A 21,998-nucleotide genomic window follows, 5' to 3' on the forward strand; every position below is an offset into this window, starting at 1 on the left:
AGTTATGAAGAAATTATCTAAAGAGGTTCAGATTGCTTTGGTTGCAATCGTTGGCATTGTCGTACTGTACGTCGGACTTCAGTTCCTGAAAGGCATGACGCTGTTCTCTACTGATAATAGTTACTATGTGAAATTCCAGGATGTGAGCGGATTGTCGGTGGCTAGTCCTATCTATGCCAATGGCTATCGTGTAGGTGTTGTAGAAGAAATTGTTTATAACTACCAGAAGACGGGTGATATCGTGGCTCAGATAAGTATCGACAATAAATTGGCTGTTCCTGCAGACAGTAGGGCTGAGATATGTACCGACATGATGGGAAATGTAAAGGTGGAGCTCAAATTAGGTTCTGCGAGTGCCATTGCCTCAGGTGACACTATCTGTGGTGGTCAACAGTTGGGGGCCTTGGGACAGGCTGCAGGCATGATACCACAAATACAACAGATGTTACCTAAACTCGATTCTATTTTGGCAAGTGTGAACACCCTGTTGGCTGACCCGGCTATAGCTAACTCTCTGCATCATGTTGACCAGATAACTGCAAATCTGACTAAGACTAGTCAGGACTTGAATCGGCTAACGGCCAGTTTGAATCAGCAGATGCCTCAGATACTTAAGAATGCAGATGGTGTGCTGGCTAATACCAATCAGTTGACTGAGAGTCTGAATAACCTCGATATTGCCACAACCATGGTAAGCGTTAATACCACTCTGAAGAATGTGGAGCAGATGACGGCCAAACTGAACAGCACAGAGGGCACTTTGGGATTACTGATGAGAGACCCGAGTCTTTATAGTAATTTGAATGCTACGATGATGCACGCAGACTCCCTGATGATAGATTTAAAAACTCATCCAAAACGCTATGTACACTTCTCGGTTTTCGGAAGAAAAAATGATTAATTTAGATTTTGTCTAAATAAATGAGATTTTACTCTCTATCTCTTTTCTAAGCTGATAAGTCATTTTGTGGGGGTGTTGAAAACGTTGTATACTGCTGATTATTAGTGTGTTGTCTTTTTGCAAGTGTATAAATCTGTATATTCTTGCGTGAAACGGGTTAACTTGCCGATTATGAGGTAGTTATATTTGATTGTACACACGTGGCTAAAAAATGTGCATTTGCATAATTGAAAAAAAAATGCGAACTTTGCACCACAATTATAAATCACAAGCCTACGGTCTTGTAACTAATAAATATTGTCGCAAACATAAAACAACGCCAATGAAAAATAGTCATCAGGCGCTCTGGGACAACTGCCTTAATCTGATTAGGGCTAACGTTACTGAGCAGCAGTTTAAAACGTGGTTCGCACCAATCACCTTCGAGTCTTACTCGGAGCAGGATCATACGTTATTGGTGCAGGTTCCGAGTCCGTACGTGTACGAGTACTTGGAGCAGTACTACGTTGGACTATTAAGTAAGGTGCTTGCGCGTGTGTTTGGTACTAATGTGATACTACGTTACAGAATCGTGGCAGTTCAGACTGGTAATGGTACTGTAGAGATTGAGAGCGATGGCCCCAGTATGGATATGTCTCACCCTGCTCCTCAGGGTAATAAGTCGCCTTCAACGCTTGATGCGGCCACTCCCCAGCAGCTGAATCCTCAACTCGACCCCAAGAAGACATTCCAAAACTATATAGAAGGTGACAGCAATAAGTTGTCTCGCACTGTAGGACTCTCAATTGCGGAGCATCCAGGTAAAACCACATTCAACCCCTTCTTCATCTATGGTCCTTCAGGCTGTGGTAAAACCCACCTGATTAATGCCATTGGCGTGCGTTGTAAGGAAACTTATCCGAATAAGCGTGTACTCTATGTTAGTGCTCGTCTGTTTCAGGTGCAGTTTACTGATTCTGTGCGTCAGAACACCACCAACGACTTCATCAATTTCTATCAGTCTATTGATGTGCTGATCGTTGATGACATTCAGGAGTGGGTTAACTCTCCTAAGACACTTGACACGTTCTTCCACATCTTCAATCACCTGTTCCGCAATGGTAAACAGATCATTCTGGCTAGCGACCGTCCTCCTGTAGATCTTCAAGGCATGAAGGATCGCTTGCTCACACGTTTCGCCTGTGGACTGATTGCTGAGTTGGAAAAGCCTAATGTGCAGTTATGTGTCGACATTCTCACCTCAAAATGTCGTCGTGATGGTTTGAGCATTCCATCGGATGTGATTCAGTATATCGCTGAGACAGCTAATGGCAGTGTGCGTGATTTGGAGGGTGTGGTTAATTCGCTGATGGCCTATTCAATCGTTTACAACTCAAATATCGATATGCGTTTGGCTGAGCGTGTCATCAAACGTTCTGTGAAGATTGATAATCATCCGCTTACTGTTGATGATATTCTCGAGAAGGTGTGCCATCATTATGGTGTCAGTCAGTCGAGTGCATTCAGTAAAAGTCGCAAGCGTAATTATGTTCAAGTGCGTCAGGTGTCTATGTATCTGGCTCAGAAGCATACCAAACTTTCTGCAGCCCGTATTGGTCAACTTATTGGCAATCGTGATCACTCAACGGTAATTCATAGTTGCAATACCATTGAGAAACGTTTGAAGATTGACAAGGCTTTTGTGGCTGAGATTAGTAGTATTGAAAATTCGTTTAAACTGAAACAATAACATAATTAATCCCCCATCAAACTGATGGGGGATTAATATTTATAGTCTGATACTGAATCCTGTTATTATCCAGCGACCAGGTTCCTGAACGTGTCCAAAGTCTACATAATCCTTGTCGAATAGGTTGTTGGCCTCTACATATAGTTTCCATGTTTTTTGTTGCCATGACAATCGGGAGTCAATCAGCGTATAGGGCTGATAATTGTGTGCGATGCCATCGAAGTCGGTGTATTGGCCCACGCGGTCTTGCCAACGCAGGTTGACGTACAATGTGAGTTGTCTCCACAATGGTAGTTGGGCATGAGCCACCAGTTTGTGGCGCAGATACTCCAGCGCATATTGCGACACGACGCCCGCTTCCAGATTCTTTTCTTGGTTGATGTAGCTGTAGCTCAGTTTTACAACAGCTTGCTGTAGGCGGACTGTCGCTGATAGCTCAGCGCCAATGCTGTTCACCTTGGTGTGATTCACGCTCTGCCATACAGCATCATCGCCCTTCGAGGTGTCCATAATCCAGTCAATCATGTTGCGTCCATGGTGATGCCAGATAGTGGTACTGAAGGTGACGAGCCATGTGTGATAGGTAATACCAGCTTCTAGAGCCCTCATCTCTTCAGGTTTCAGGTGCGGGTTCGCACTATAGCCCTGTAGCTTGTAGTACATCTCTGTGAACGAAGGCATACGTAACGATGTGTTGTATGAGGTATGCAGAGTCCATTTGTTATTAGGGCGATAGCTGATGTCAATTCCAGGGTAAACAGTCATGTTCATATTGCTCCATGAGTTCTTTACCGCCACCAGTCCTGCTGATAGTGTGAAATGCTTCAGTAACAGGTTATGCTCCAGAAAACCACTGATGTTGGTACGGTTCACGCCAAGTGTATACTCTCTGTCAGTACCTTTAATATGGTGAGCTTGCGTGAGTGGCTCGCCTAAGTTCCCACTTACCAGATCCTCATTTCTCAGTTCTGCGCCAAAGGCCGTTCGTCCTGCCTTCCAGTCGAAATAGCTGCTCAAACCGACTCCATATACATCTGTGCGGTTATAGTTGAATTTCATCTTCTCTGGCATGTCGCGATACCCTTCATAACGGTCGCGGTTCTGATTCCAGTAGATGCTGGGTGCGAAGTGTAGTCTGCCTTGCTTCGTTTCACCCTGAATGGCCGAATAGAGTTTCGTGGTGTGTTCATACTGATTGTCGGCCTGCCACTTGGGTGAGGCCCAGAACGTGCTCGATCCATAGCCTTTGTCAGCCATCCCAAGATGCCAGTTCAGCCTGATGGTCTCATCTTCGTATTGCCCCTGATAGAAAGCCTTTGAACCACTGAAGTCTGTATTCAGCGTTCCAGCCTTCGAGCGACTATAACCATCACTGCGACTGTAGCTGGCACTCACCTGATTGTTCCAGAGTCCAAGTTTCAGGTTCGTTCTTCCGCTTGCCTTCGCATAGCCATACGAGCCTCCCTCTAGTGTCAGATCAGAGCTTGTCTGCAGGGCTGGCTTCGTCACGATGTTAATCGCCCCGACTAGAGATGAGGTGCCATAGATGCGTCCCGCAGGACCTTCTACCACCTCTATCCTCACAATCTCGCTCAGGTCGATGGGCAGATCCATTGCGTTGTGTCCCGTTTGCGGATCACAGATGTTGATTCCGTTGAGTAGCAGGATGATCTGGTCTGACGTACCTCCCCGAATCGAGATGTCGGTCTGCGCGCCAATCGGTCCACGCTGACGTACATCCACGCCTACGGCGTATTTCAGCAAATCGTTAATACTTTGTACTGGAGCCTGCGCAATATCCTGGCGCTCCAATACAGTTACCATTCTCGCAGCCTGACTTTTCGTCAGGGGCGCCCTCGAGCCAGTTACACTGACCTCCTCGAGCATCATCTCGCGGGCTGTTGTCATCGTGGCAGAGTCGGTTACGACGGGTTTTGTCGCAACACTCTCCGCAGAGGCATAGGTCAGCGTGGCTACAGAGAGCACACTGCACACCACCTCTCTACCGAGACAAGCAAAGAGCGAGTAGCCTTTGTTTCCGAAATGACGGAACACCAGGCGTTGGCGCTTCATGTTGAATGTTGGTTTGTACATGTGTTAAAATGTTCTTAAAGTGCTCTGCTTCTTGCAAAACGAGTGCAAAAGTACAAAAAATATTCGTACCTTTGCACAAAATACAGAATAAATCGCATCATGAAACGACTATTGACCGTTCTTTTGAGTGCTTTACTGGTGCTCCCAGTTCTTTCCCAGCAACTCATTCGCCATCCTTGGCAAGGTAAGCGTGTGGCCTATTTTGGCGACTCTATCACCGACCCCCGAAACAGTGGGTCTAAACTGAAGTATTGGCATTATCTGCAAGAGTGGCTCGACATTGTCCCTTACGTCTATGGCATCAGTGGACGGCAATGGAACGACATTCCTGCCCAGGCAGATAAGCTGAAGGCTGAGCATGACGACGATGTTGACGCAATCCTTATATTCATAGGTACCAACGATTATAATGCTGGTGTGCCCATTGGCGATTGGTTTACAGAGCGTCTGGAAAAAGTGGTGGCTGGCATCCATGAACAGAAACATCCCGTAGACCGTCTCCATCGCTACCCCATAATGTGCGATTCAACCTATCGTGGTCGCATCAACAAGGCACTCGACTATGTGAAGCGTCTCTATCCCACCAAGCAGATAGCATTGCTCACCCCCATTCATCGCGCAGAATTCTATGCCAACGAGAGTAATTGGCAGCCACGTGAAGATTATACCAACAAGTGCGGAGAGTACCTTGATGCCTATGTCGAGTCTGTCAAACAGGCTGGCAATCTCTGGGCTATCCCTGTCATCGACCTCAATGCTCTTAGTGGCCTTTATCCTCTGATGGATGAGCATACCCAGTATTTCAAAAGTGCAGAGAACGATCGCCTGCACCCCAACGATGAGGGGCATCGACGCATGGCGCTTACTTTGATGTATCAACTGCTTGCTCTGCCTGTGTTCTGAGAATGTTTTTAACTGTTTTTTGATATATCTTATGTGGAATAAACCGTTTACAATGAAAGAGGGCTTCTTGATAGGGGCTGGTGTTGTCGCGGCGGGCTTAGTACTTCAGCTCAGCGTGGGGCGCGTTGTGTGGAATACCTTTGCGTGGCCCGTCAACGGCTTTGTGCTTGTAGGCTTTTTCGCCCTCATAGCCATCGTATCCCTGTTGGGACGCCGTTTCTACGTCTGTCAGTTCATTGGCTCCAATCGAGCTGCTATTCCCGCCCTTTTCTATGCCGTGGTGCTCACTATTGTCATGGGACTGGTGCGTCAGGATGGCTCAGGATCGTGGTTCAGTGACATGCTCTCATTCTGGCCCTTTGTGCTCGTCTATGTCTATATTGCCCTTATTTTGGGACTTGTCATAATCCGTCGCTCGCTTCGTTTCCGTTGGCGTCGCGACATACCCTTCATGCTCAACCATCTTGGGCTGTTTCTTGCTATGACCACTGCCACTTTGGGCAATGCCGACATGCAGCGCCTCAAGATGGTTACCACCGTTGATGAACCCGAGTGGCGTGCCCTTGCCTCTGGTGGGGCTATTGTCGAGATGCCTATTGCCATTGAACTCAAGCGTTTTATCATGGAGACCTATGATGATGGATCGCCTCGTCGCTTTGCTTCTGATGTACAGATACTTACCAAGTCTGGCAAGCGCATTCAGACTACCGTCGATGTTAACAAGCCCGTAAAGGTTGATGGGTGGAAGATCTATCAGTATGGCTACGACACCCAGATGGGTGCCATGAGTCAGATATCCATCCTTGAACTGGTGAACGACCCTTGGTTGCCACTCGTATATCTGGGCATCTACATGATGCTGGGTGGGGCCGTGTTTATGTTTGTTTTAGGAGAAAGGAGGAAACGCGTATGACTTGGCATCATTTCATTTATTTTGCACTCCCTGCAGTGCTGTTGTGGGCTTTTGGCGCATGGTCCGCATGGCGTTCTAAGTCGCGTCTCGCCACAGTCTCTACCATTGCTGGCCTGTTTGTATTCTTCGCGTTTATCCTGTCAATGTGGGTGTCGCTTGAGCGTCCGCCCTTGCGTACTATGGGCGAGACACGCCTCTGGTACTCGTTCTTCTTGCCCTTGGCGGGTATCATTGTCTATTCGCGCTGGAGGTACAAGTGGATTCTCACCTTCTCCACCATTCTGGCGCTTGTGTTCATCTGTGTCAATCTGTTCAAGCCCGAAATCCACTCCAAGACGCTCATGCCAGCCCTTCAGAGCCCCTGGTTTGCGCCCCATGTCATTGTCTACATGTTTGCCTATGCCCTACTGGGAGCCGCAACTGTCATGGCCCTCTATCTGCTCTTTTTCAAGAAGTCGGCCGTCAGCAAAGAAGAATTCCTCATCACTGACAATCTCGTGTATGCGGGTCTGGCTTTCATGACATTTGGCATGCTTTTCGGTGCCCTCTGGGCCAAGGAAGCGTGGGGCCACTATTGGTCGTGGGATCCTAAAGAGACGTGGGCAGCCATCACGTGGTTTGCCTATCTGGGCTACATCCACTATCGCCAGCAGCCACGCCACAACCGCTATCTGGCGCTCATAACCCTGTTAGTCGCTTTCGTGCTCTTGCAGATGTGCTGGTGGGGCATCAACTACCTGCCCAGCGCCCAAGGCGCCAGCGTCCATACCTATAGTAATTGAGGCCAGAGAAGGAAAGTTTTTTGCATTTTTTGTCCCGATTAGAGTTTCTTCAACAAGATATGGATCAAACTTGGACTTTACTCCGACTAAACCCCAACTTTACCCGGAGTAAAGTCCCCTTTTAATCCGACTAAGATTCGAACTTATCCATTAGTTCTTGTGCTATTTCCCGAATCGCGAGGTGTCGACTGATTTCTGCTTGTGGGTTTTGTAGCCGTTGAAAGTGTAGCGTACGGTGAGTGAGAAGGCTTGCATGTCGACATGGTTGGTGAAGGCGTAGCTCGTCTGACCAATGTGGCACTTGGTTTTCGTACGGTAGGTGTCGAAGATATCCTCGCCATGGAAGGTGAGCGAGAGACCCTCGACTGGGGGAATCCAGGTGATACCAGCTGAGACGGAATACATCTCCTGAATGTCGTAGCAGCCCTGAATGGCAGGGAACTGGTACCAGCAGGAAAGCTCGAGAAGGAGCTTCTTTTGAAAAAGAGAGAGATTGTTGTTGAGTCTGAGCATCGATGCGACCTTACGCTTTGAGAATGATGTAGCGTCGAGTTGCCCGCTCTGGTGCATGTCGAAGACCATAGTGGTGAGGCGCGACTGGAACTGTTGGGTCCAGTCGATGGGTAAGACAGCCATGAGACCATAACGATAGTCATGACGCATGTTGAAATATTTGTAGATAGCACAGAGTTCTTTGTCGCTGAGTGTCATGGACTGAGTAAAGCGGTGGGGGCTTGACTCGGCAAACACGCCAAACACGTATTTTGATTGGATGATATAATTGAGGTTGAGGCTGTACTTGACGTAGGGCTTTAGCGAGGTGTTACCGTCGTTCACGCAGTAAGTATTGATATAGGTGCGGTTGGCCGCAGTGGTCCAGTAAGTGGGATAGCGCTTTTCGCTGTTGAATGTGAGCTGGATGACGCGGGCGGTGCGTGGGCGATAGACGAGGGTGAGCGAGGGATAGAGTTGCCACTCCTGCCAAAGTGTGGTGGCGGGGACGCCATCCTTACTGTACGACGAGTGGAAATACTCGCTCTCGAGTGACAGGTCGATGAAGCCTTTCTTGCCCAGAGAATGGCGATAACCCACGTAAGCGGAGCCCGTCTGCTCCTTCTGCTCGAACTTGAATGATTCCCCAGTGAAACCTTGGGACGACAGGAACTCCTTGTGGTTGGTTGTGGTGGCGATGTTGCCCCGGATACCATAGTTGATATGGCCGCCCATCAGGCTGATTTTGTGGTCGACGAAAAGACTGAGTTTAGACACTTGTTGCTTGTAGCTGCAGTCGAGACTACTTTGTTGGGAGTCGGTGAGATCCTGGTGCTCTTTCTCGTTGTAGAAGGTGGCGCTGGCACCTATCTCGAAATCGTGATGACTGAGTGAGGCTTCGAGGTTGTGGAGCCATGAGGGACTCTTGGTGTGGGTGTCGCTCAGAATGGGTGCAGCATTTATCGTAGTAGCGGCTGTGGCGTTGCTCTTGGGATGGTCGTGTTGCAGCACATAAGATAGTGAGATTGAAGTGTGCTCGCCCAACGTGATGTCGGCATCAGCATAGAGGCTGTTGTCGAGTGACTTGAAGGTGTGATGGTCGGTCTGAGCGACGTCGTAGGTGTGGCCTGCCAAGGGGTGAAGGGCATTGAGATTCATCTGAGTGGCCGACTTGTCATAGGTACCAGCATAACCCATGTTGGCCGACCACTTGGGAGATGAAAGAGCTAGATTCAGACCTCCGTTAGCTCCTGTGTAGGTGGCTTGGCTGAGGCTGGCATTCATGTCGCCATTGAGCTTCAATGAATTAGAGTGCTCTTTGGTAAGTGTGATGTTGACTGAAGCGCCTCGCACACCAAAACGGCGAGGGGTATTGTAGTAGACGTCAATGCTGGCCACGCGGTTGGGTGACAGCGAAGAGAGGTAGGATAGGAGTTGTTCTTGGTTCATACCGCTTTTCTTTCCATTGACGAGAATGGAGAATGAGGTGGCTCCGACAATGGTATATGCCGTCCCAGACTTCTGTAGTGTGGGTATCTCGTCGAGCATATCGAGTGCATGACGGATAGGACGATCCGCCATGAGTTGCTGGCCGCTGTAGTGCAGAGCGCCATTTTCATTGACTCGCATGGGCAGACGCCCCTGCACGGTGATGCCCTTCAGTTGGAAGGTTGTGTCAACAAGGCTGTTACCCGGCTTCTCCGAAGGAGTCTGGCCAAACGATGCCACAGCAACGCCGACTGTTAGAAAAAAAATATTCATTATTCGTTTCATGGTGGCAAAGGTAAGTAGAAAAATGAGGAAAAACAAATCGGAAAGACCTCGTTTCATGAACACCTGCTTTGAGTTCATCAAATGATATGAGAAGCTCGAAAAATGTACGTTATAGGGGCTGTCTGAGCTTGAAAATGTGGATTTCATGAACTGAACGGCATATTTCGTGAAATAAAGGAGCAATAGTCGTCTGTTAATCAGATGAAAATATGTATATTTGCAGCAAAATATCGAATCAAAGCATGGATATAAAGTATTTGATATTATCGAACAGTAATGTACTAGTGAGGGTGGCTGTGCCCGATATCGCGTACATCTCTTCAGACGGCAGCTACTCGACGATGGTATTGACTGATGGGCGCAAACACGTATTTTCTTTCAATCTGTCGGCGTTTGAAAAACTTCTGGAGAGTCAGTTGGGATTGGAGTCACAGGTGTTTATCCGCTTAGGTAAAAGTCTGATTATTAACAGCAACTACATTTACTGTATCAACATCCCGTCGCAGGAACTTGTTTTGTCGGGTAGCAGGATGGGCGAGGGCTTTACGCTCAGCGCGTCGCGTGAAGCCTTGAAGTCACTCAAGTCGATGATTGAAGAAAACGTAAAAAGCAGGAGGTTATTATGAAGAATATGGAAAACGATGTATATGTGATAGGTGGCAAAAAACGTGCCCATTGGCTCAGGTATGTCATCATTGCCCTCTGTATAGCAGCGGGTATAGCGCTCTGGCTAGCGCAAGGCCGCCCCAAAAGAAGCACTCAGCCCACACAGGAACTGAATGCTATAGAGGTGTTGCCTGAAAACGCTATGTCGCCTAAGTTTGATGGGCAGTATGACTTCAGCGAGTTCCTGAAGTGGGTGAGTGTCAACATTAAGTATCCTAAAGGCTTGGAGAGCATCGAGGCTAAGGTGGTTGTGGCATTTGTCATCACGCAAGAGGGCGACATGGCTGATATTGAAATCGTGTCGCAGCCTGAGCAGAAGGCGTTTGGACAGCAGGTGGTGAGTCTGCTGAAAACATGCCCAAAATGGGCGCCAGCAAGACTGGCAGACGGAACAGCTACAAACATGCGCTATACACTGCCCGTGAAGTTCAAGACGCCCCAATAAGCACAGTCCTACTTACGGATATAATCGACAAACGAATATGCGAAGTCGTGACGATCGTCAGCAGGATAATCTTCACGGCTTTCTTCTTTCCATTCGTCCTGATAGGGCGGGAAAAAGGTGTCGGCTTCTGCAGGTGTGTTGTCGACCTCCGTCAAGCAGAGGCGATCGGCCATGGCAAGGGCTTGTTTGTAGACGCTGGCGCCTCCAATGATATAGATGTCTTCATCGCTGGTGCAATGCTTCAGAGCCTCATCGAGCGAGGGGTAGACATCGCACCCTTCAAATGCTTTGGCACTGCGGCTTAGTACGATGTTACGACGATTGGGCAAAGCGCCTTTGGGTAGTGAGAGAAACGTGTTACGTCCCATGATAATGGTGTGACCCGTGGTGAGCGCTTTGAAGCGCTTCATATCATTGGGTAACCAGTAGATGAGTTTGTTATTATTTCCAATGGCCCTGTTCTTGGCCACGTTTGCAATTATAGATATCATACGCTAACTTCTGCTTTAATATGAGGATGAGGATCGTAGCCTTCAAGCTGGAAGTCCTCGAATTGGAAGTCAAAGAGCGACTTCACGTCGGGATTGATAATCATGCGAGGTAAGGGGCGGGGCTCACGTGTGAGTTGAAGCTTAGCCTGCTCGATATGGTTCAAATAGAGATGGGTATCGCCTGTGGTGTGGATAAAGTCGCCAGCCTTGAGACCTGTTACCTGTGCCATCATCTGGAGCAGTAAGGCGTAGGAGGCGATGTTGAATGGCACACCCAAGAAAGTGTCTGCGCTTCGTTGGTAAAGCTGGAGTGAGAGCCGCCCATCGGCCACATAGAATTGGAATATTGTATGACATGGAGGCAGAGCCATTTTATTGACCTCGGCCACGTTCCATGCAGAAACGATCATGCGTCGAGAGTTGGGATTGGTCTTCAGCTGATTGAGTACGTATTGAATCTGGTCGATGGTGCCTCCGTTGTAGTCGGGCCATGAACGCCATTGATGACCATAAACGGGCCCCAATTCGCCATTCTCATCAGCCCACTCGTTCCAGATGCGCACGCCATGATCTTGCAGATACTTTACATTGGTATCGCCCTTGAGAAACCACAGCAGTTCATAGATGATGGACTTGAGATGCAGTTTCTTGGTAGTGAGCAAAGGAAATCCGTCGTCGAGATTGTAACGACTCTGAGTGCCGAAGATGCTGATGGTTCCTGTTCCTGTACGGTCACCTTTTTCAGTGCCTTCGGTAAGGATGCGGTTGAGAATGTCTAAATATTGTTTCATTGTATGTTGATGATTTTTATTTCTTCTGATGGCAGGTGGGTGGTCTTGATGCGCCACGCCTTGGGATAGAGGTTATTTGCGCGTGAGCCGATGTTTTTGGCAGGGCCAAGCACAAAGCCCTGATAACTCACGTTTACAATGCCACGTGGTGTGTTGGCTGGTAACACGATGGCCTCGCCGCGCAGATATTTCAGAGCCTCTGGATAGGAGACGTCTGCTTGGGGGAATTCGCCATCAGGCAAGTCTGCCTTTAGTATCTTCAAAGACAATGACTTGTTGGGGGCGGGGGTGAAATCCCCTTGTTTGCGGAGGACGCAAAGGAACAGACCTTCGCCACGCGTGATGCCTGGGATGAAGCGATAGACAGGGGCATCGAAGCCTTTGAGCAGCGACCCCGTGATGTTCCATTCTGGTTCTACGGGAATGGCTATGGGCTCGGCTTCGAGTGTATCTATCATCCAACGGATGTTCTCCTCGTTTTCTTTTGTATTGAATGTGCAGGTACTATATATGAGCGTTCCATCTGGTTGGAGACACTGCCATGCGTCCTCGACGATGTCGCGCTGAAGTTTCCAGCACTTCTCAACATTCTGGGCGCTCCATTCACTGATAGTGGCAGGGTCTTTACGGAACATGCCTTCGCCAGAGCATGGCACATCGCAGAGTATGAGGTCGAACTTGAGCTTGGATTTGCGGAAGTCGCGAGGGTAATTGTTGGTGACAATGCAGTTGGGCCAACCCCACTTAGTGATGTTCTCGAGCAGAATCTGGGCGCGATTAGCCATCGGTTCATTGCTCACGAGCATACTGTTTTGGGGCAGCATACTGCGCAGAGCCGTAGACTTGCCACCAGGGGCTGCGCAGAGGTCGAGGACTTTCATCGGTGTGGAGCTAGGGTTTAGATAGCGTAAAGCGTGAGTGATAAACATCGATGAGGCTTCTTGTACGTAGTAACAACCTGCGTGGAAGAGGGGATCGAATGTGAACTGAGGGCGCCCTTCGAGGTAATAGCCTTCTTTGCACCAGGGAACAGACTGTCCTTTGACAAATTCCGGGTGCTTGGTATCTGAACCTGTCAGAGTCAAAAGTTTCAACGGGTTCAGACGGATACTTGTGGGGGCATCGTGATTGAATGCCTCCAAGAAGCGGTTGAAGCGCTCGTCACCCATCAACAGCCTTGTTTCGTGGATGAAATCCTCTGGTAATTGCATGTCTGATGCAGATTTTCTGCGCAAAATTAAAAAAAATATGGGAAAAAATACTATCTTTGCAACTAATTTATGATTTGTTACGTCAAACAGGTGTAGAATTTAAAAAACTGAAAGGATATGAAAAAGTATTTATTCGCAATCGCAATGGTGCTCGCGCTCGGCATGAATGTTGAAGCAGCTGCACAGAAACACCGCCACACTCCGCGTACGGAGCAGGTTGACTCTACAAAGAACAAGCAGAACGCAATCGAGGCATTCTCAGACACTACGGCCGTGGCTGACGCTCAGGATGCTGAGGATGACAGTTACATCACCTCACGCCATCGCTCACACGATGATGCTGACAGAATAGTACACAGCGTGTTCAGTGGTCTTGGCAATGACGAAATCTTAGGGATGGGCTTCGTATTGTTGATAATTCTGACTATCTTCTTATTTGCTCCGATAGGTATCATCATCGCCATCTTCTACTTCGTGAACAAGAATCGTCGTGAGAAATATAAGCTGGCACAGATGGCCATCCAGAACGGACAGCCTATTCCTGACGACGTGTTGAAGGAAAAACAGGACGATTGGGATCGCTCAGACTACCAGACAGGTGTAAGACAGATGTTCACAGGTGTGGGCTTGGCCATCTTCCTTGGCATCATCTTAGGCAAGTTAGGTATTGGTATCGGTGCTCTGGTATTCTTCATCGGACTAGGTAAGTGGTATATTTCAAGAAAGTCCAATTTTACAGAAAATGGTTCTCAGAAGAGACAGGACATGGAGGATTGGAATAATAATTCAAACGTGTAGGACATATGGAAAAAAAATTGAGGCGCTCTAACGACAGAGTCATAGCTGGAGTTTGTGGCGGTATAGCAGAATATCTGGATTTTGATCCTGTAATGGTAAGGGTAGCTTACATGTTTCTGACGCTCTTTACATGCTTTAGCGGAGTACTTTTCTACTTCATACTATGGCTGGTAATGCCTGAAAAGAATTTATTAGAAAGATAAGAAGGAATAAAGTAGTGGCAGAGCTCAGTGATATCGCACTCGTGACGCAGGTGGCTGTGTTCCGAAACAAGAAGGCCTTCGACCAGCTTGTCAGGAAATACCAGTCGCCTGTGAGACGGTTCTTCCTGAATCAGACAGGGGGGGACGGGCAGTTGAGCGATGATCTGGCACAAGAGACTTTTATCAAGGCTTATACCAATATAACGAAGTTCAGAGGTGTGGCGAGTTTCTCAACATGGCTGATGCGAATAGCTTATAACGTGTTCTACGACGAGATAAGATCAAGAAAACAAACAGAAGATATAGACACCACTGCGATTAAGAATACCAAGACGTCAGGAAGCGACACTAGCATGAATATGGACATACAGACGGCATTGGCGCAGTTAAAGCCTGATGAACGAACCTGTATTACCCTGCAACTTATTGACGGCTATCCTATAGATCAAATAAGTAAAATAACGGGAATGAACGAGAATACGGTGAAATCGCACCTGAAGCGAGGAAAAGATAAATTAGCAATCTATTTAAAAGAAAATGGCTATGGACGATAAAGACAAGATTATGATAGAAGAGTTCTTCAAGCAGGCTGCTAAGCAGCAGATTGAGGACAATGGATTTACGGAGCGGGTAATGATGAACCTGCCAGACAGAGAGGTTGAGGAGGCTCGCAGACTATCGCGGTTGTGGACGTTGTTCTGCCTTGTGGTAGGCAGTGTGCTCTTCTTCCTATTGGGGGGCTGGCCTGTGTTGAAAGATTTGTTGCAGGGGGGATTTCACATGTTGGTATCGGCTTTTGAGGTGTTGCTGGTAACGGCTACAACCACGGAGATTCCTGTTAATCCTTGGGCGCTTCTGCTGACACTGGGCTTTGTAATAGTCTTCCTGCCTTATCAAATAGCCCGTAAGTTGTACGTAATACAATAAACTCAGTGCGACGGTTCAGCTGATGGCACTGTTCTTGCTGTTCCTCAGGGAGTGTGGCAATAAAAGCTTCGGATAAGATGTCACCCTCTTTGAGGAACTTATATTTTTCGGCTACTTTGCGCTTAATACGTTTGGGATTCGCCTCGCCATAACCTTTTGGGGTAAGGCGGGCAGATGCGATGCCGTGGTTTATGAGATAGTTCACTACACTCTCGGCGCGTCGTTGTGAGAGACGCTCGTTATATGCAGCGGAGCCTCGACAGTCAGTATGGGCAGACAACTCGATGGTGATGTTAGGATTCTCGTTGAGTAAACGAACCAGTTCGTTGAGGGCTGTGGTTGATTCTGGGCGTAGGCTGGCTTTGTCGAAGTCATAGAAGATATTTTCTATCAGTACTGGGGCTGAGATATTTGCCAACGGGAATTGAAGCGTACGCTCTTCTGAAGTCGAAACGGGTTCTACCCGCAATTGCTCCTGATGATTCAGATAGCCTTTACAGGTTGCTAGAAATACGTAGTCTACACCAGGCTTGACTTCCTGAGTGAAGGAACCGTCACCTCGTACACTGAGTCGCAGGTTAGTTCCATCATTCCCCACCATATACACTTGGGCAGTAGGAAGCTCGTAGCCATCTTGCTCATATACCCACCCCTTTATTGTTTGGATAATCTCTGGATTATAGAAACTGTAGATATGGTCATTACCTCGTTGGTCACCACGATTGGAACAGAAAAAACCTTGATTTTTTCCCCCTTCGAAAGTCATTCCGAAATCATCGCCTTGGGAGTTCAAAGGGAATCCCGGATGCTCAATCTTCCCGTTATGGGCGATGAAGATATCTAGTCCTCCCATGCCTGGATGTCCGTTGCTTGAGAAATATAAGTCGCCATTAGGCCGAAAGGTGGGAAACATCTCATCGCCAGGAGTGTTGATGGTAGGCCCTAGGTTCTCAACTGCTCCCGCCTCTTCGCCTCTTCGCAAACGGCATCGCCAGATGTCGAGTCCTCCCATGCCTCCTGACATGTCGCTGACAAAATAGAGCCATTCGCCATCAGGCGAAACAGCAGGATGTGCAAAACTCGAGGTAGTATCTTTAGAGATGATAAGTTCTGTAGGTTTACTCCATGTTGCGTCGGAGCGATGAGAGACAACAATGCCCGCATAACGTGGAGAGTTGAGAGCGGTCTTGCATTGTGTAAGGTACATCGTCTTTCCATCAGGTGAGAAGCAGCATGCGCCTTCGTCGAAATTAGAGTTCAGTTCGGAGTCGATGTTCTGGGGTTTTGTCCAACGCCCCTGTTCGTCTTTTTGTGAGAGGAAAATATCAGCAGCCTTGGCTCCTGTGATGCCGCTCAATTCGTCGCCCTGAGCCTGATTGCGGGTAGAGGTGAAATAAAGCAGGTTATTGTCATCGCCTCCTAACATAGGCGAATAGTCGTCGTGTCGCGAATTGAAAATATCCATTCGCTTCACGATATATGGCGAACCCTGTTTTTTCCATTCTGGAGCCATCAAAGCTGACTTTATCCCGTTCTTGACAAGTTGATTTTCTGGTAAGGAGTCGGATGCAATATTAAACTGCTTGGCGGCTTCTTTGTAATTGCCGTTTTTAAGATAGAGCTGTCCCAAATAGAGATGGGTAAGTGTGTCGGCTTGCTTGTAGCGAACCACGTTGTTATAGGCTGTGATAGCCTTGTTGGTGGCATTGATGCGACGATAGCACTCTGCGAGTAATTTGGCACGTTGCCCCCTTGTGGCTCTTTCCTTTGTCGGAGTCTGTGAGTATGCTTTTCTGTATTGTTCAGCGGCATCGAAGTATTCTCCGACGGCATAGAACTTATCGCCTTTCTTCATGGCTTGTTCAGGGCCACAACTGGGAAATAGCGTGATGATAAGAAGATATAATATGGTGAGATTCTTCCGCATACCATATTAATAACGAAGAATCTGGCATTTTTATTGTTTCTTGCCTTTCTTCTTCCTCAAATCCTCGTCAGTTGTCACGGTAACGCGACGATTGGATGGGTCTGTCATCACGTCATGTACAATGTCTGCCACCTGTTTTTTTAGTTCGTTGATAAATTGCTGGGCATCGTATTTCTGATGTTCAATATCGCGAAGTTTTTTCTCCCAAATACCTGTCAACTCACAACTCTTCAACAATTCTTCACGGATGAGATCGATAAGTTCGATGCCTGTTGGAGTGGCGATGAGACGCTTACGCTCGCGCTTGATGTAATGGCGTTTGAAAAGAGTTTCGATGATACTAGCACGTGATGAAGGACGCCCAATGCCATTTTCCTTCATAGCAGCACGTAGGCTTTCATCCTCTACGAACTTGCCTGCAGTCTCCATGGCCCGAAGTAAAGAAGCCTCGTTGTAATAGGGTGGTGGTGTCGTCCATTTCTCAGTGAGTGTGGGCTTGTGTTCCCCATTCTCTCCTTTTGTGAAAGTTGGTAGTGTGCGCTCCTCGTCGTCTTCCTTTTTCACCTCGTCATCATCATTTTTATCACTTTTCACTTCTCTTACAACACGCCATCCCGGATCAAGAATCTCCTTACCCGTTACCTTGAACTCAATATCGTCGTCTCCATGTACTACACCTAAGACTGTTGTTGTAGAGAACTTACAGTCGGGCAGGAATACAGCAATGAATCGTCGAGCCACCAAATCGAAGACATTGCGCTCTGCATCGCTTAGATTTTGGGGGATAACACCAGTGGGGATGATGGCATGGTGGTCGGTAACTTTGGAGGTATCGAAGACACGTTTTGATTTTTTCAATGCTTTTCCGCCAATGGGCTTGATAAACTCAGCATAGGGAGCTACACCAGCAAATTTTGTTTGGTAGAGACCATTGAGTGTTTGCGGACACTTTGGGTATATATCGTCCGAGAGATACTGGGTATCTACGCGAGGATAGGTTGTATATTTCTTCTCGTAGAGACTTTGGATGAGGTTGAGCGTCATCTCAGCAGAATAGGCGAACTTGCGGTTACAGTCTACTTGTAGCGAGGTGAGGTCGTAGAGCTGAGGTGGCTGTTCTTTGCCTTCCTTCTTCTCAACCTTAGTCACCTCAAAGGGCTTACCCTCAATAGTCTCAAAAGCTTTCTCGCCTTCTTCTTTCGAGGTAAACTTACCTTTAGTTGCAGTAAAAGTTGTGTCGCGATATACTGTAGCCAGCACCCAATAAGGTTCGGGCTTGAAGTTCTCTATCTCTTTCTGACGATTCACAATCAAGGCAAGGGTGGGGGTCTGAACACGTCCTATGGAAAGCACTTGGCGGTTTTGGCCATATTTAAGGGTATAGAGACGCGTGGCGTTCATACCTAATAGCCAGTCTCCAATGGCACGCGAGAGGCCTGCTAGATAGAGGGGTTGATAGTCTGCCTGGTCTTTCAGATTGGCAAAGCCCTCACGGATGGCTTCATCTGTCATCGATGAAATCCACAAACGTTTTACAGGGCAGGTGGCCTGTGCTTTCTGCATTACCCATCGCTGAATGAGTTCTCCCTCCTGTCCTGCGTCACCGCAGTTGACGATGCCGTCAGCTGCCTGCATTAGGCGTTCAATGATGGAGAACTGCTTTTTTATACCATTATCATCGATGAGTTTGATACCAAAACGTTGAGGTACCATAGGCAGTTGTGTAAGTGCCCATGGTTTCCAAGCCTGAGTGTAGTCACCAGGTTCTTTCAGTGTACAAAGATGGCCGAAAGTCCATGTCACCTGATAACCATTGCCTTCCATATACCCATCGTGTGAGGATGTGGCACCAATGATTCTAGCGATATCTCTTGCTACGCTGGGCTTCTCTGCTATACATACTATCATATCAGGGGACAAAGGTACGAATAAGTGGGGACAATACAAAATAAAATCCCCGAAACCTGCAACGATTCGGGGATTTTTCGTATTTAAATGGCTTTCGCTTTCTCTTGGGCTTCAATCACCCTGTCACACCATGCGTCAAACTCTGGATCCTCGATTTGCAGTTCGGGGTGAGCGAGGATATATGCAACACAACGACGTACACCTTCGTCGAAACGGGTTGTGGCCTGATAACCAGGGACAGCATGTTTCAACTTTGAACAGTCGAAAACCACAGTGGTGGATTTGTCGCCTAGCAGATTCCCGGTAAAGTCGTATTCCTTGGGAGCTACAGCAGCAAGGAACTGTGAGGCTACATAGTAGGGTTTGAACTCCACTTTTAAGGCGTCAGCCACACACTGATAAATCTGGTTCCATGTCAGCGATTCGTCACTCATAATCTGAAAGGGCTCGCCAATAGCCTTGGGGTTGCCTAGTAGACCTATAAAGCCTTTGGCAAAGTCTTCGTTCCATGTCAGTGTCCATAGTGAGCTGCCATCGCCTTGCACTAATACGGCTTTACCCTCAATCATACGTTTCAGCACCTGCCAACTGCCTTTTGACCCATGTACACTGACTGGTATGGCGCGTTCGCAATAAGTATGGCTAGGACGTACTATCGTAACAGGAAAACCGTTTTCGCGATACTCCTTCATTAGCAGTTCTTCGCAAGCAATCTTGTCGCGAGAGTACTGCCAGTAGGGATTTGCAAGTGATGTACCTTCTGTAATAATATGATTTCGGGCAGGCTTGTTGTAGGCAGAGGCCGAACTGATGTAGACATATTGGCGGGTGCGGCCTTTGAAAAGGCGGATATCTCGCTCAACTTGAGAAGGTAGGAAACCAATAAATTCACAAACTGCGTCAAACATGGTTCCGCCAATCTGACGAAGTACTTCTGCCTCGTTGTTGATATCGCAAATCACTTGCCTGACACCTGCTGGCACATCGTCCTTGCGGTTTCCACGATTCAGTAACCATAAGTCGTGCCCGCTTGTTGCCAATTGTCGCGTGATGGCACTGCTGATAGTACCTGTACCGCCGATTAATAATATCTTCATCCTCTTGCCATTTTGTAGATTGCTTCCATGTCCTCGGCCTTTAGCACTTTCAGACAGCCGCAGGTGGCTGTGTAGTCACGACTGCATTTGCGTGTCATCTCCTGAATCTCCTCGTCAGAGATATCCTTTCCAATGAGTTCTTTGATATTTATGGGCATGCCGATGGCATGATAGAAGCGTTCCATTGCTTCGATGCCTTTTAGTGCAGTACCCTTTGGATCGGTAAAGTCGTTGGGTACGTCCATCACATTGACAGCAAAACGTACAAAACGGCTCATGTTCTCATGCATTACGTAGCGTGCCCAGCTAGGCCAGATAGCAGCCAGACCAGCACCATGGGTGACATCGAACATTCCACTTAGCTCATGTTCCAACTGATGTGTTGCCCAATCGTCGCTGATGCCACAACCCGTCAATCCGTTGTGCATAATACTGCCGCCCCACATAATCTGCGCACGATAGCGATAGTCCTCAGGATTCTTAAGCACGGCAAACACGGCATTTTTGATGTTACGTAATGTGGCTTCAGCTAGGTCGGTGGTCAGATCCATGTCATCGTCTTTTGTGAAGTAACGTTCCATGGTGTGCATCATCATGTCAGTTACGCCAGCAGCAGTCTGGTAAGGAGGCAGCGTCATGGTGCGACGGGGATTCATGATGGCAAATTTGGGGCGAGACATATCATTAGAATAACCCAACTTTACGTCGCCGTCTTCATTGGTAATCACACTGGCCTCGCTCATCTCGCTGCCGGCTGCAGGAATGGTCAGTACAGAAGCAACGGGTAGCATTTGCTTAGGCTCTGCCTTGCCCAGATAGAAGTCCCATACGTCGCCATCGTAACATACGCCATATGCAATACACTTGGCTGAATCGATGACGCTACCACCACCAATGGCAAGAATGAAGTCAACCTTTTCTTTAAGACAAAGGGCAATGCCCTCTTTCGCCAGTGACAGGCGAGGATTGGGAACCACGCCGCCCAATGTGACATAATCGATGCCACCTTCATGGAGCAGATTGCATATCTTATCTAACAAACCAGAGCGTACAGCACTCTTTCCTCCATAGTGTACTAGAACCTTGGTTCCACCATATTTCTTAACCAGACGAGCTACCTGCTCTTCTGAATGTTCACCAAAAGCAACTTCTGTTGGTGCGTAATAATTAAAATCTCTCATATTATATCGTTTAGTATTGTCGATGCAAATATACGATTTTTGTTCGTTATTTCTTTTGGTTTTGCTTATTTTTCGAAGATGATAATGATTTTTAACTATCCTATCAGTTTCTCTATTTGCTTGTCTGTTGCGTTGGGCAATATTTTGTGGAAGTGTGCTAATAACCTTTGGAAGGACTCTTCGGGAGAGTGTGTACATAGAGAGGCCTCACGACCAAACAGTTGTTCTGGAGTCGTCAACAACGACCATCCCCATCCGTACTCTTTGCCATGCTTGTCCTGTGGGTAGATGAAATCTTCCGTTATAATGCGGCAAGACATCTGAAGGCGGGTGATGTAGCTGTCAAACCTACTTCGCATCTTCGGACCTGTAAAATCGCATGCGGCTCGTAGTTCACGGGTTATCAGACTGCCTTGTCCTTGTAATGTGAAAAGAATGGCTTCCTCAATGCTCCCCTCTGTTGGTTCTGGGTGCCTGCTTCGTCTGTAGTTGCAGAAGTCGGGCCACCACTCGCGACTGATGAATCCTGCCTTACCTGCGAAGAACTTGCCATATACGCAGTTGCCCTCTTGCACTATAGGACCTTTCCATTTCCAGAGAGGCCACTCCCAGCCACCATCGGGATACACTATGTAACGACAATCTTCGTCTACCACGTCTTCTGCCGCATATCCTTCTATCCCGCTATCCAATAGAGGTAGAAATCCTATCTCTTGAATATATGCTATTAACTCTGGACAATTGTGTATTTCTTTTCTGTACATAA

At 47.7% G+C, this 21,998-nt stretch carries 21 protein-coding genes; 11 read left to right on the top strand and 10 right to left on the bottom strand.

From position 1 onward, the window contains the following. Window positions 1-4: 4 nt before the first annotated feature. Together T325_RS02950 and dnaA are read left to right on the top strand one after the other, a co-directional pair. The gene (locus T325_RS02950) at window positions 5-901 is read left to right on the top strand and encodes an MlaD family protein (protein ID WP_036910288.1); all 897 of its coding nucleotides are present in this window, start codon (window positions 5-7) and stop codon (window positions 899-901) included. 322 nt (window positions 902-1,223) lie between these two features. After that, window positions 1,224-2,630, top strand: coding sequence for a chromosomal replication initiator protein DnaA (gene dnaA / locus T325_RS02955; RefSeq protein WP_036910455.1), 1,407 nt, complete (start codon window positions 1,224-1,226; stop codon window positions 2,628-2,630). Between the two features lie 39 nt (window positions 2,631-2,669). On the opposite strand, the gene T325_RS02960 is transcribed toward dnaA, so the two are convergent. Continuing rightward, window positions 2,670-4,724, bottom strand: coding sequence for a TonB-dependent receptor plug domain-containing protein (locus T325_RS02960; protein WP_036910290.1), 2,055 nt, complete (start codon window positions 4,722-4,724; stop codon window positions 2,670-2,672). A 99-nt stretch (window positions 4,725-4,823) separates the two neighbouring features. Between T325_RS02960 and T325_RS02965 the strand changes: the two genes are divergently transcribed. Genes T325_RS02965 through ccsA form a run of 3 tightly spaced genes read left to right on the top strand, consistent with a single transcriptional unit; the run spans window position 4,824 to window position 7,322 of the window. Beyond that, complete coding sequence (locus T325_RS02965) at window positions 4,824-5,627, top strand: SGNH/GDSL hydrolase family protein (RefSeq protein ID WP_036910291.1); 804 nt, start codon at window positions 4,824-4,826, stop codon at window positions 5,625-5,627. Between the two features lie 52 nt (window positions 5,628-5,679). After that, a complete protein-coding gene (locus T325_RS02970; protein ID WP_051949670.1) occupies window positions 5,680-6,540 on the top strand; it encodes a cytochrome c biogenesis ResB family protein in 861 nt (286 codons plus the stop codon). Continuing rightward, a complete protein-coding gene (gene ccsA / locus T325_RS02975; RefSeq protein ID WP_036910294.1) occupies window positions 6,537-7,322 on the top strand; it encodes a cytochrome c biogenesis protein CcsA in 786 nt (261 codons plus the stop codon). The genes T325_RS02970 and ccsA overlap by 4 nt, the downstream gene beginning before the upstream one ends. A gap of 162 nt (window positions 7,323-7,484) precedes the next feature. On the opposite strand, the gene T325_RS02980 is transcribed toward ccsA, so the two are convergent. Beyond that, entirely contained in the window at window positions 7,485-9,575 is a 2,091-nt protein-coding gene (locus T325_RS02980) for an outer membrane beta-barrel protein (protein WP_036910295.1), read from the bottom strand. Window positions 9,576-9,829: 254 nt separating this feature from the next. Between T325_RS02980 and T325_RS02985 the strand changes: the two genes are divergently transcribed. Both T325_RS02985 and T325_RS02990 read left to right on the top strand, forming a co-directional pair. Beyond that, a complete protein-coding gene (locus T325_RS02985) occupies window positions 9,830-10,213 on the top strand; it encodes a LytTR family DNA-binding domain-containing protein (RefSeq protein WP_036910297.1) in 384 nt (127 codons plus the stop codon). Further along, window positions 10,210-10,698, top strand: coding sequence for a TonB family protein (locus T325_RS02990; protein WP_036910298.1), 489 nt, complete (start codon window positions 10,210-10,212; stop codon window positions 10,696-10,698). The genes T325_RS02985 and T325_RS02990 overlap by 4 nt, the downstream gene beginning before the upstream one ends. A gap of 8 nt (window positions 10,699-10,706) precedes the next feature. Here T325_RS02990 and T325_RS02995 read toward each other — a convergent pair whose 3' ends face one another. The 3 genes from T325_RS02995 to T325_RS03005 are packed head-to-tail and all read right to left on the bottom strand — an operon-like array spanning window position 10,707 to window position 13,191. Continuing rightward, window positions 10,707-11,189, bottom strand: a complete 483-nt coding sequence (locus T325_RS02995; RefSeq protein ID WP_036910299.1) for a dihydrofolate reductase — start codon at window positions 11,187-11,189, stop codon at window positions 10,707-10,709. Beyond that, window positions 11,186-11,980, bottom strand: a complete 795-nt coding sequence (locus T325_RS03000) for a thymidylate synthase (RefSeq protein WP_036910300.1) — start codon at window positions 11,978-11,980, stop codon at window positions 11,186-11,188. Before T325_RS03000 ends, T325_RS02995 begins: the two co-directional genes overlap by 4 nt. Beyond that, window positions 11,977-13,191, bottom strand: coding sequence for a methyltransferase RsmF C-terminal domain-like protein (locus T325_RS03005; protein ID WP_036910301.1), 1,215 nt, complete (start codon window positions 13,189-13,191; stop codon window positions 11,977-11,979). Before T325_RS03005 ends, T325_RS03000 begins: the two co-directional genes overlap by 4 nt. Window positions 13,192-13,308: 117 nt before the next feature. On the opposite strand from T325_RS03005, the gene T325_RS12310 reads away from it, so the two are divergent. Genes T325_RS12310 through T325_RS03025 form a run of 4 tightly spaced genes read left to right on the top strand, consistent with a single transcriptional unit; the run spans window position 13,309 to window position 15,119 of the window. Further along, window positions 13,309-13,989: a DUF6249 domain-containing protein gene (locus tag T325_RS12310; RefSeq protein WP_143058343.1), complete on the top strand. Its 681-nt coding sequence runs from the start codon at window positions 13,309-13,311 to the stop codon at window positions 13,987-13,989. Window positions 13,990-13,994: 5 nt separating this feature from the next. Continuing rightward, window positions 13,995-14,192, top strand: a complete 198-nt coding sequence (locus T325_RS03015) for a PspC domain-containing protein (RefSeq protein WP_036910303.1) — start codon at window positions 13,995-13,997, stop codon at window positions 14,190-14,192. 14 nt (window positions 14,193-14,206) lie between these two features. Further along, the gene (locus T325_RS03020) at window positions 14,207-14,746 is read left to right on the top strand and encodes an RNA polymerase sigma factor (RefSeq protein ID WP_036910304.1); all 540 of its coding nucleotides are present in this window, start codon (window positions 14,207-14,209) and stop codon (window positions 14,744-14,746) included. Then, window positions 14,730-15,119, top strand: coding sequence for a DUF5056 domain-containing protein (locus tag T325_RS03025; RefSeq protein ID WP_036910306.1), 390 nt, complete (start codon window positions 14,730-14,732; stop codon window positions 15,117-15,119). Before T325_RS03020 ends, T325_RS03025 begins: the two co-directional genes overlap by 17 nt. Here the strand turns inward: T325_RS03025 and T325_RS03030 are convergent. The 5 genes from T325_RS03030 to T325_RS03050 form a co-directional block, all read right to left on the bottom strand. Then, a complete protein-coding gene (locus tag T325_RS03030) occupies window positions 15,031-17,046 on the bottom strand; it encodes a PorE family type IX secretion system protein (protein ID WP_036910307.1) in 2,016 nt (671 codons plus the stop codon). The two genes, T325_RS03025 and T325_RS03030, sit on opposite strands and share 89 nt — an antisense overlap. Before the next feature lie 30 nt (window positions 17,047-17,076). After that, window positions 17,077-18,954 (bottom strand): DNA topoisomerase 3, encoded by a 1,878-nt coding sequence (locus T325_RS03035; RefSeq protein WP_036910457.1) that lies wholly within the window; start codon window positions 18,952-18,954, stop codon window positions 17,077-17,079. A gap of 83 nt (window positions 18,955-19,037) precedes the next feature. Then, entirely contained in the window at window positions 19,038-20,051 is a 1,014-nt protein-coding gene (locus tag T325_RS03040; RefSeq protein WP_036910309.1) for an SDR family oxidoreductase, read from the bottom strand. Then, a complete protein-coding gene (locus T325_RS03045) occupies window positions 20,048-21,232 on the bottom strand; it encodes an iron-containing alcohol dehydrogenase (RefSeq protein ID WP_036910311.1) in 1,185 nt (394 codons plus the stop codon). The genes T325_RS03040 and T325_RS03045 overlap by 4 nt, the downstream gene beginning before the upstream one ends. A gap of 95 nt (window positions 21,233-21,327) precedes the next feature. Further along, a complete protein-coding gene (locus T325_RS03050; RefSeq protein WP_036910313.1) occupies window positions 21,328-21,996 on the bottom strand; it encodes an AlkZ-related protein in 669 nt (222 codons plus the stop codon). Between the last annotated feature and the right edge of the window lie 2 nt (window positions 21,997-21,998).

Source organism: Prevotella sp. FD3004 (assembly GCF_000746155.1).
In the GTDB taxonomy this organism is placed as follows: Bacteria; Bacteroidota; Bacteroidia; order Bacteroidales; family Bacteroidaceae; genus Prevotella.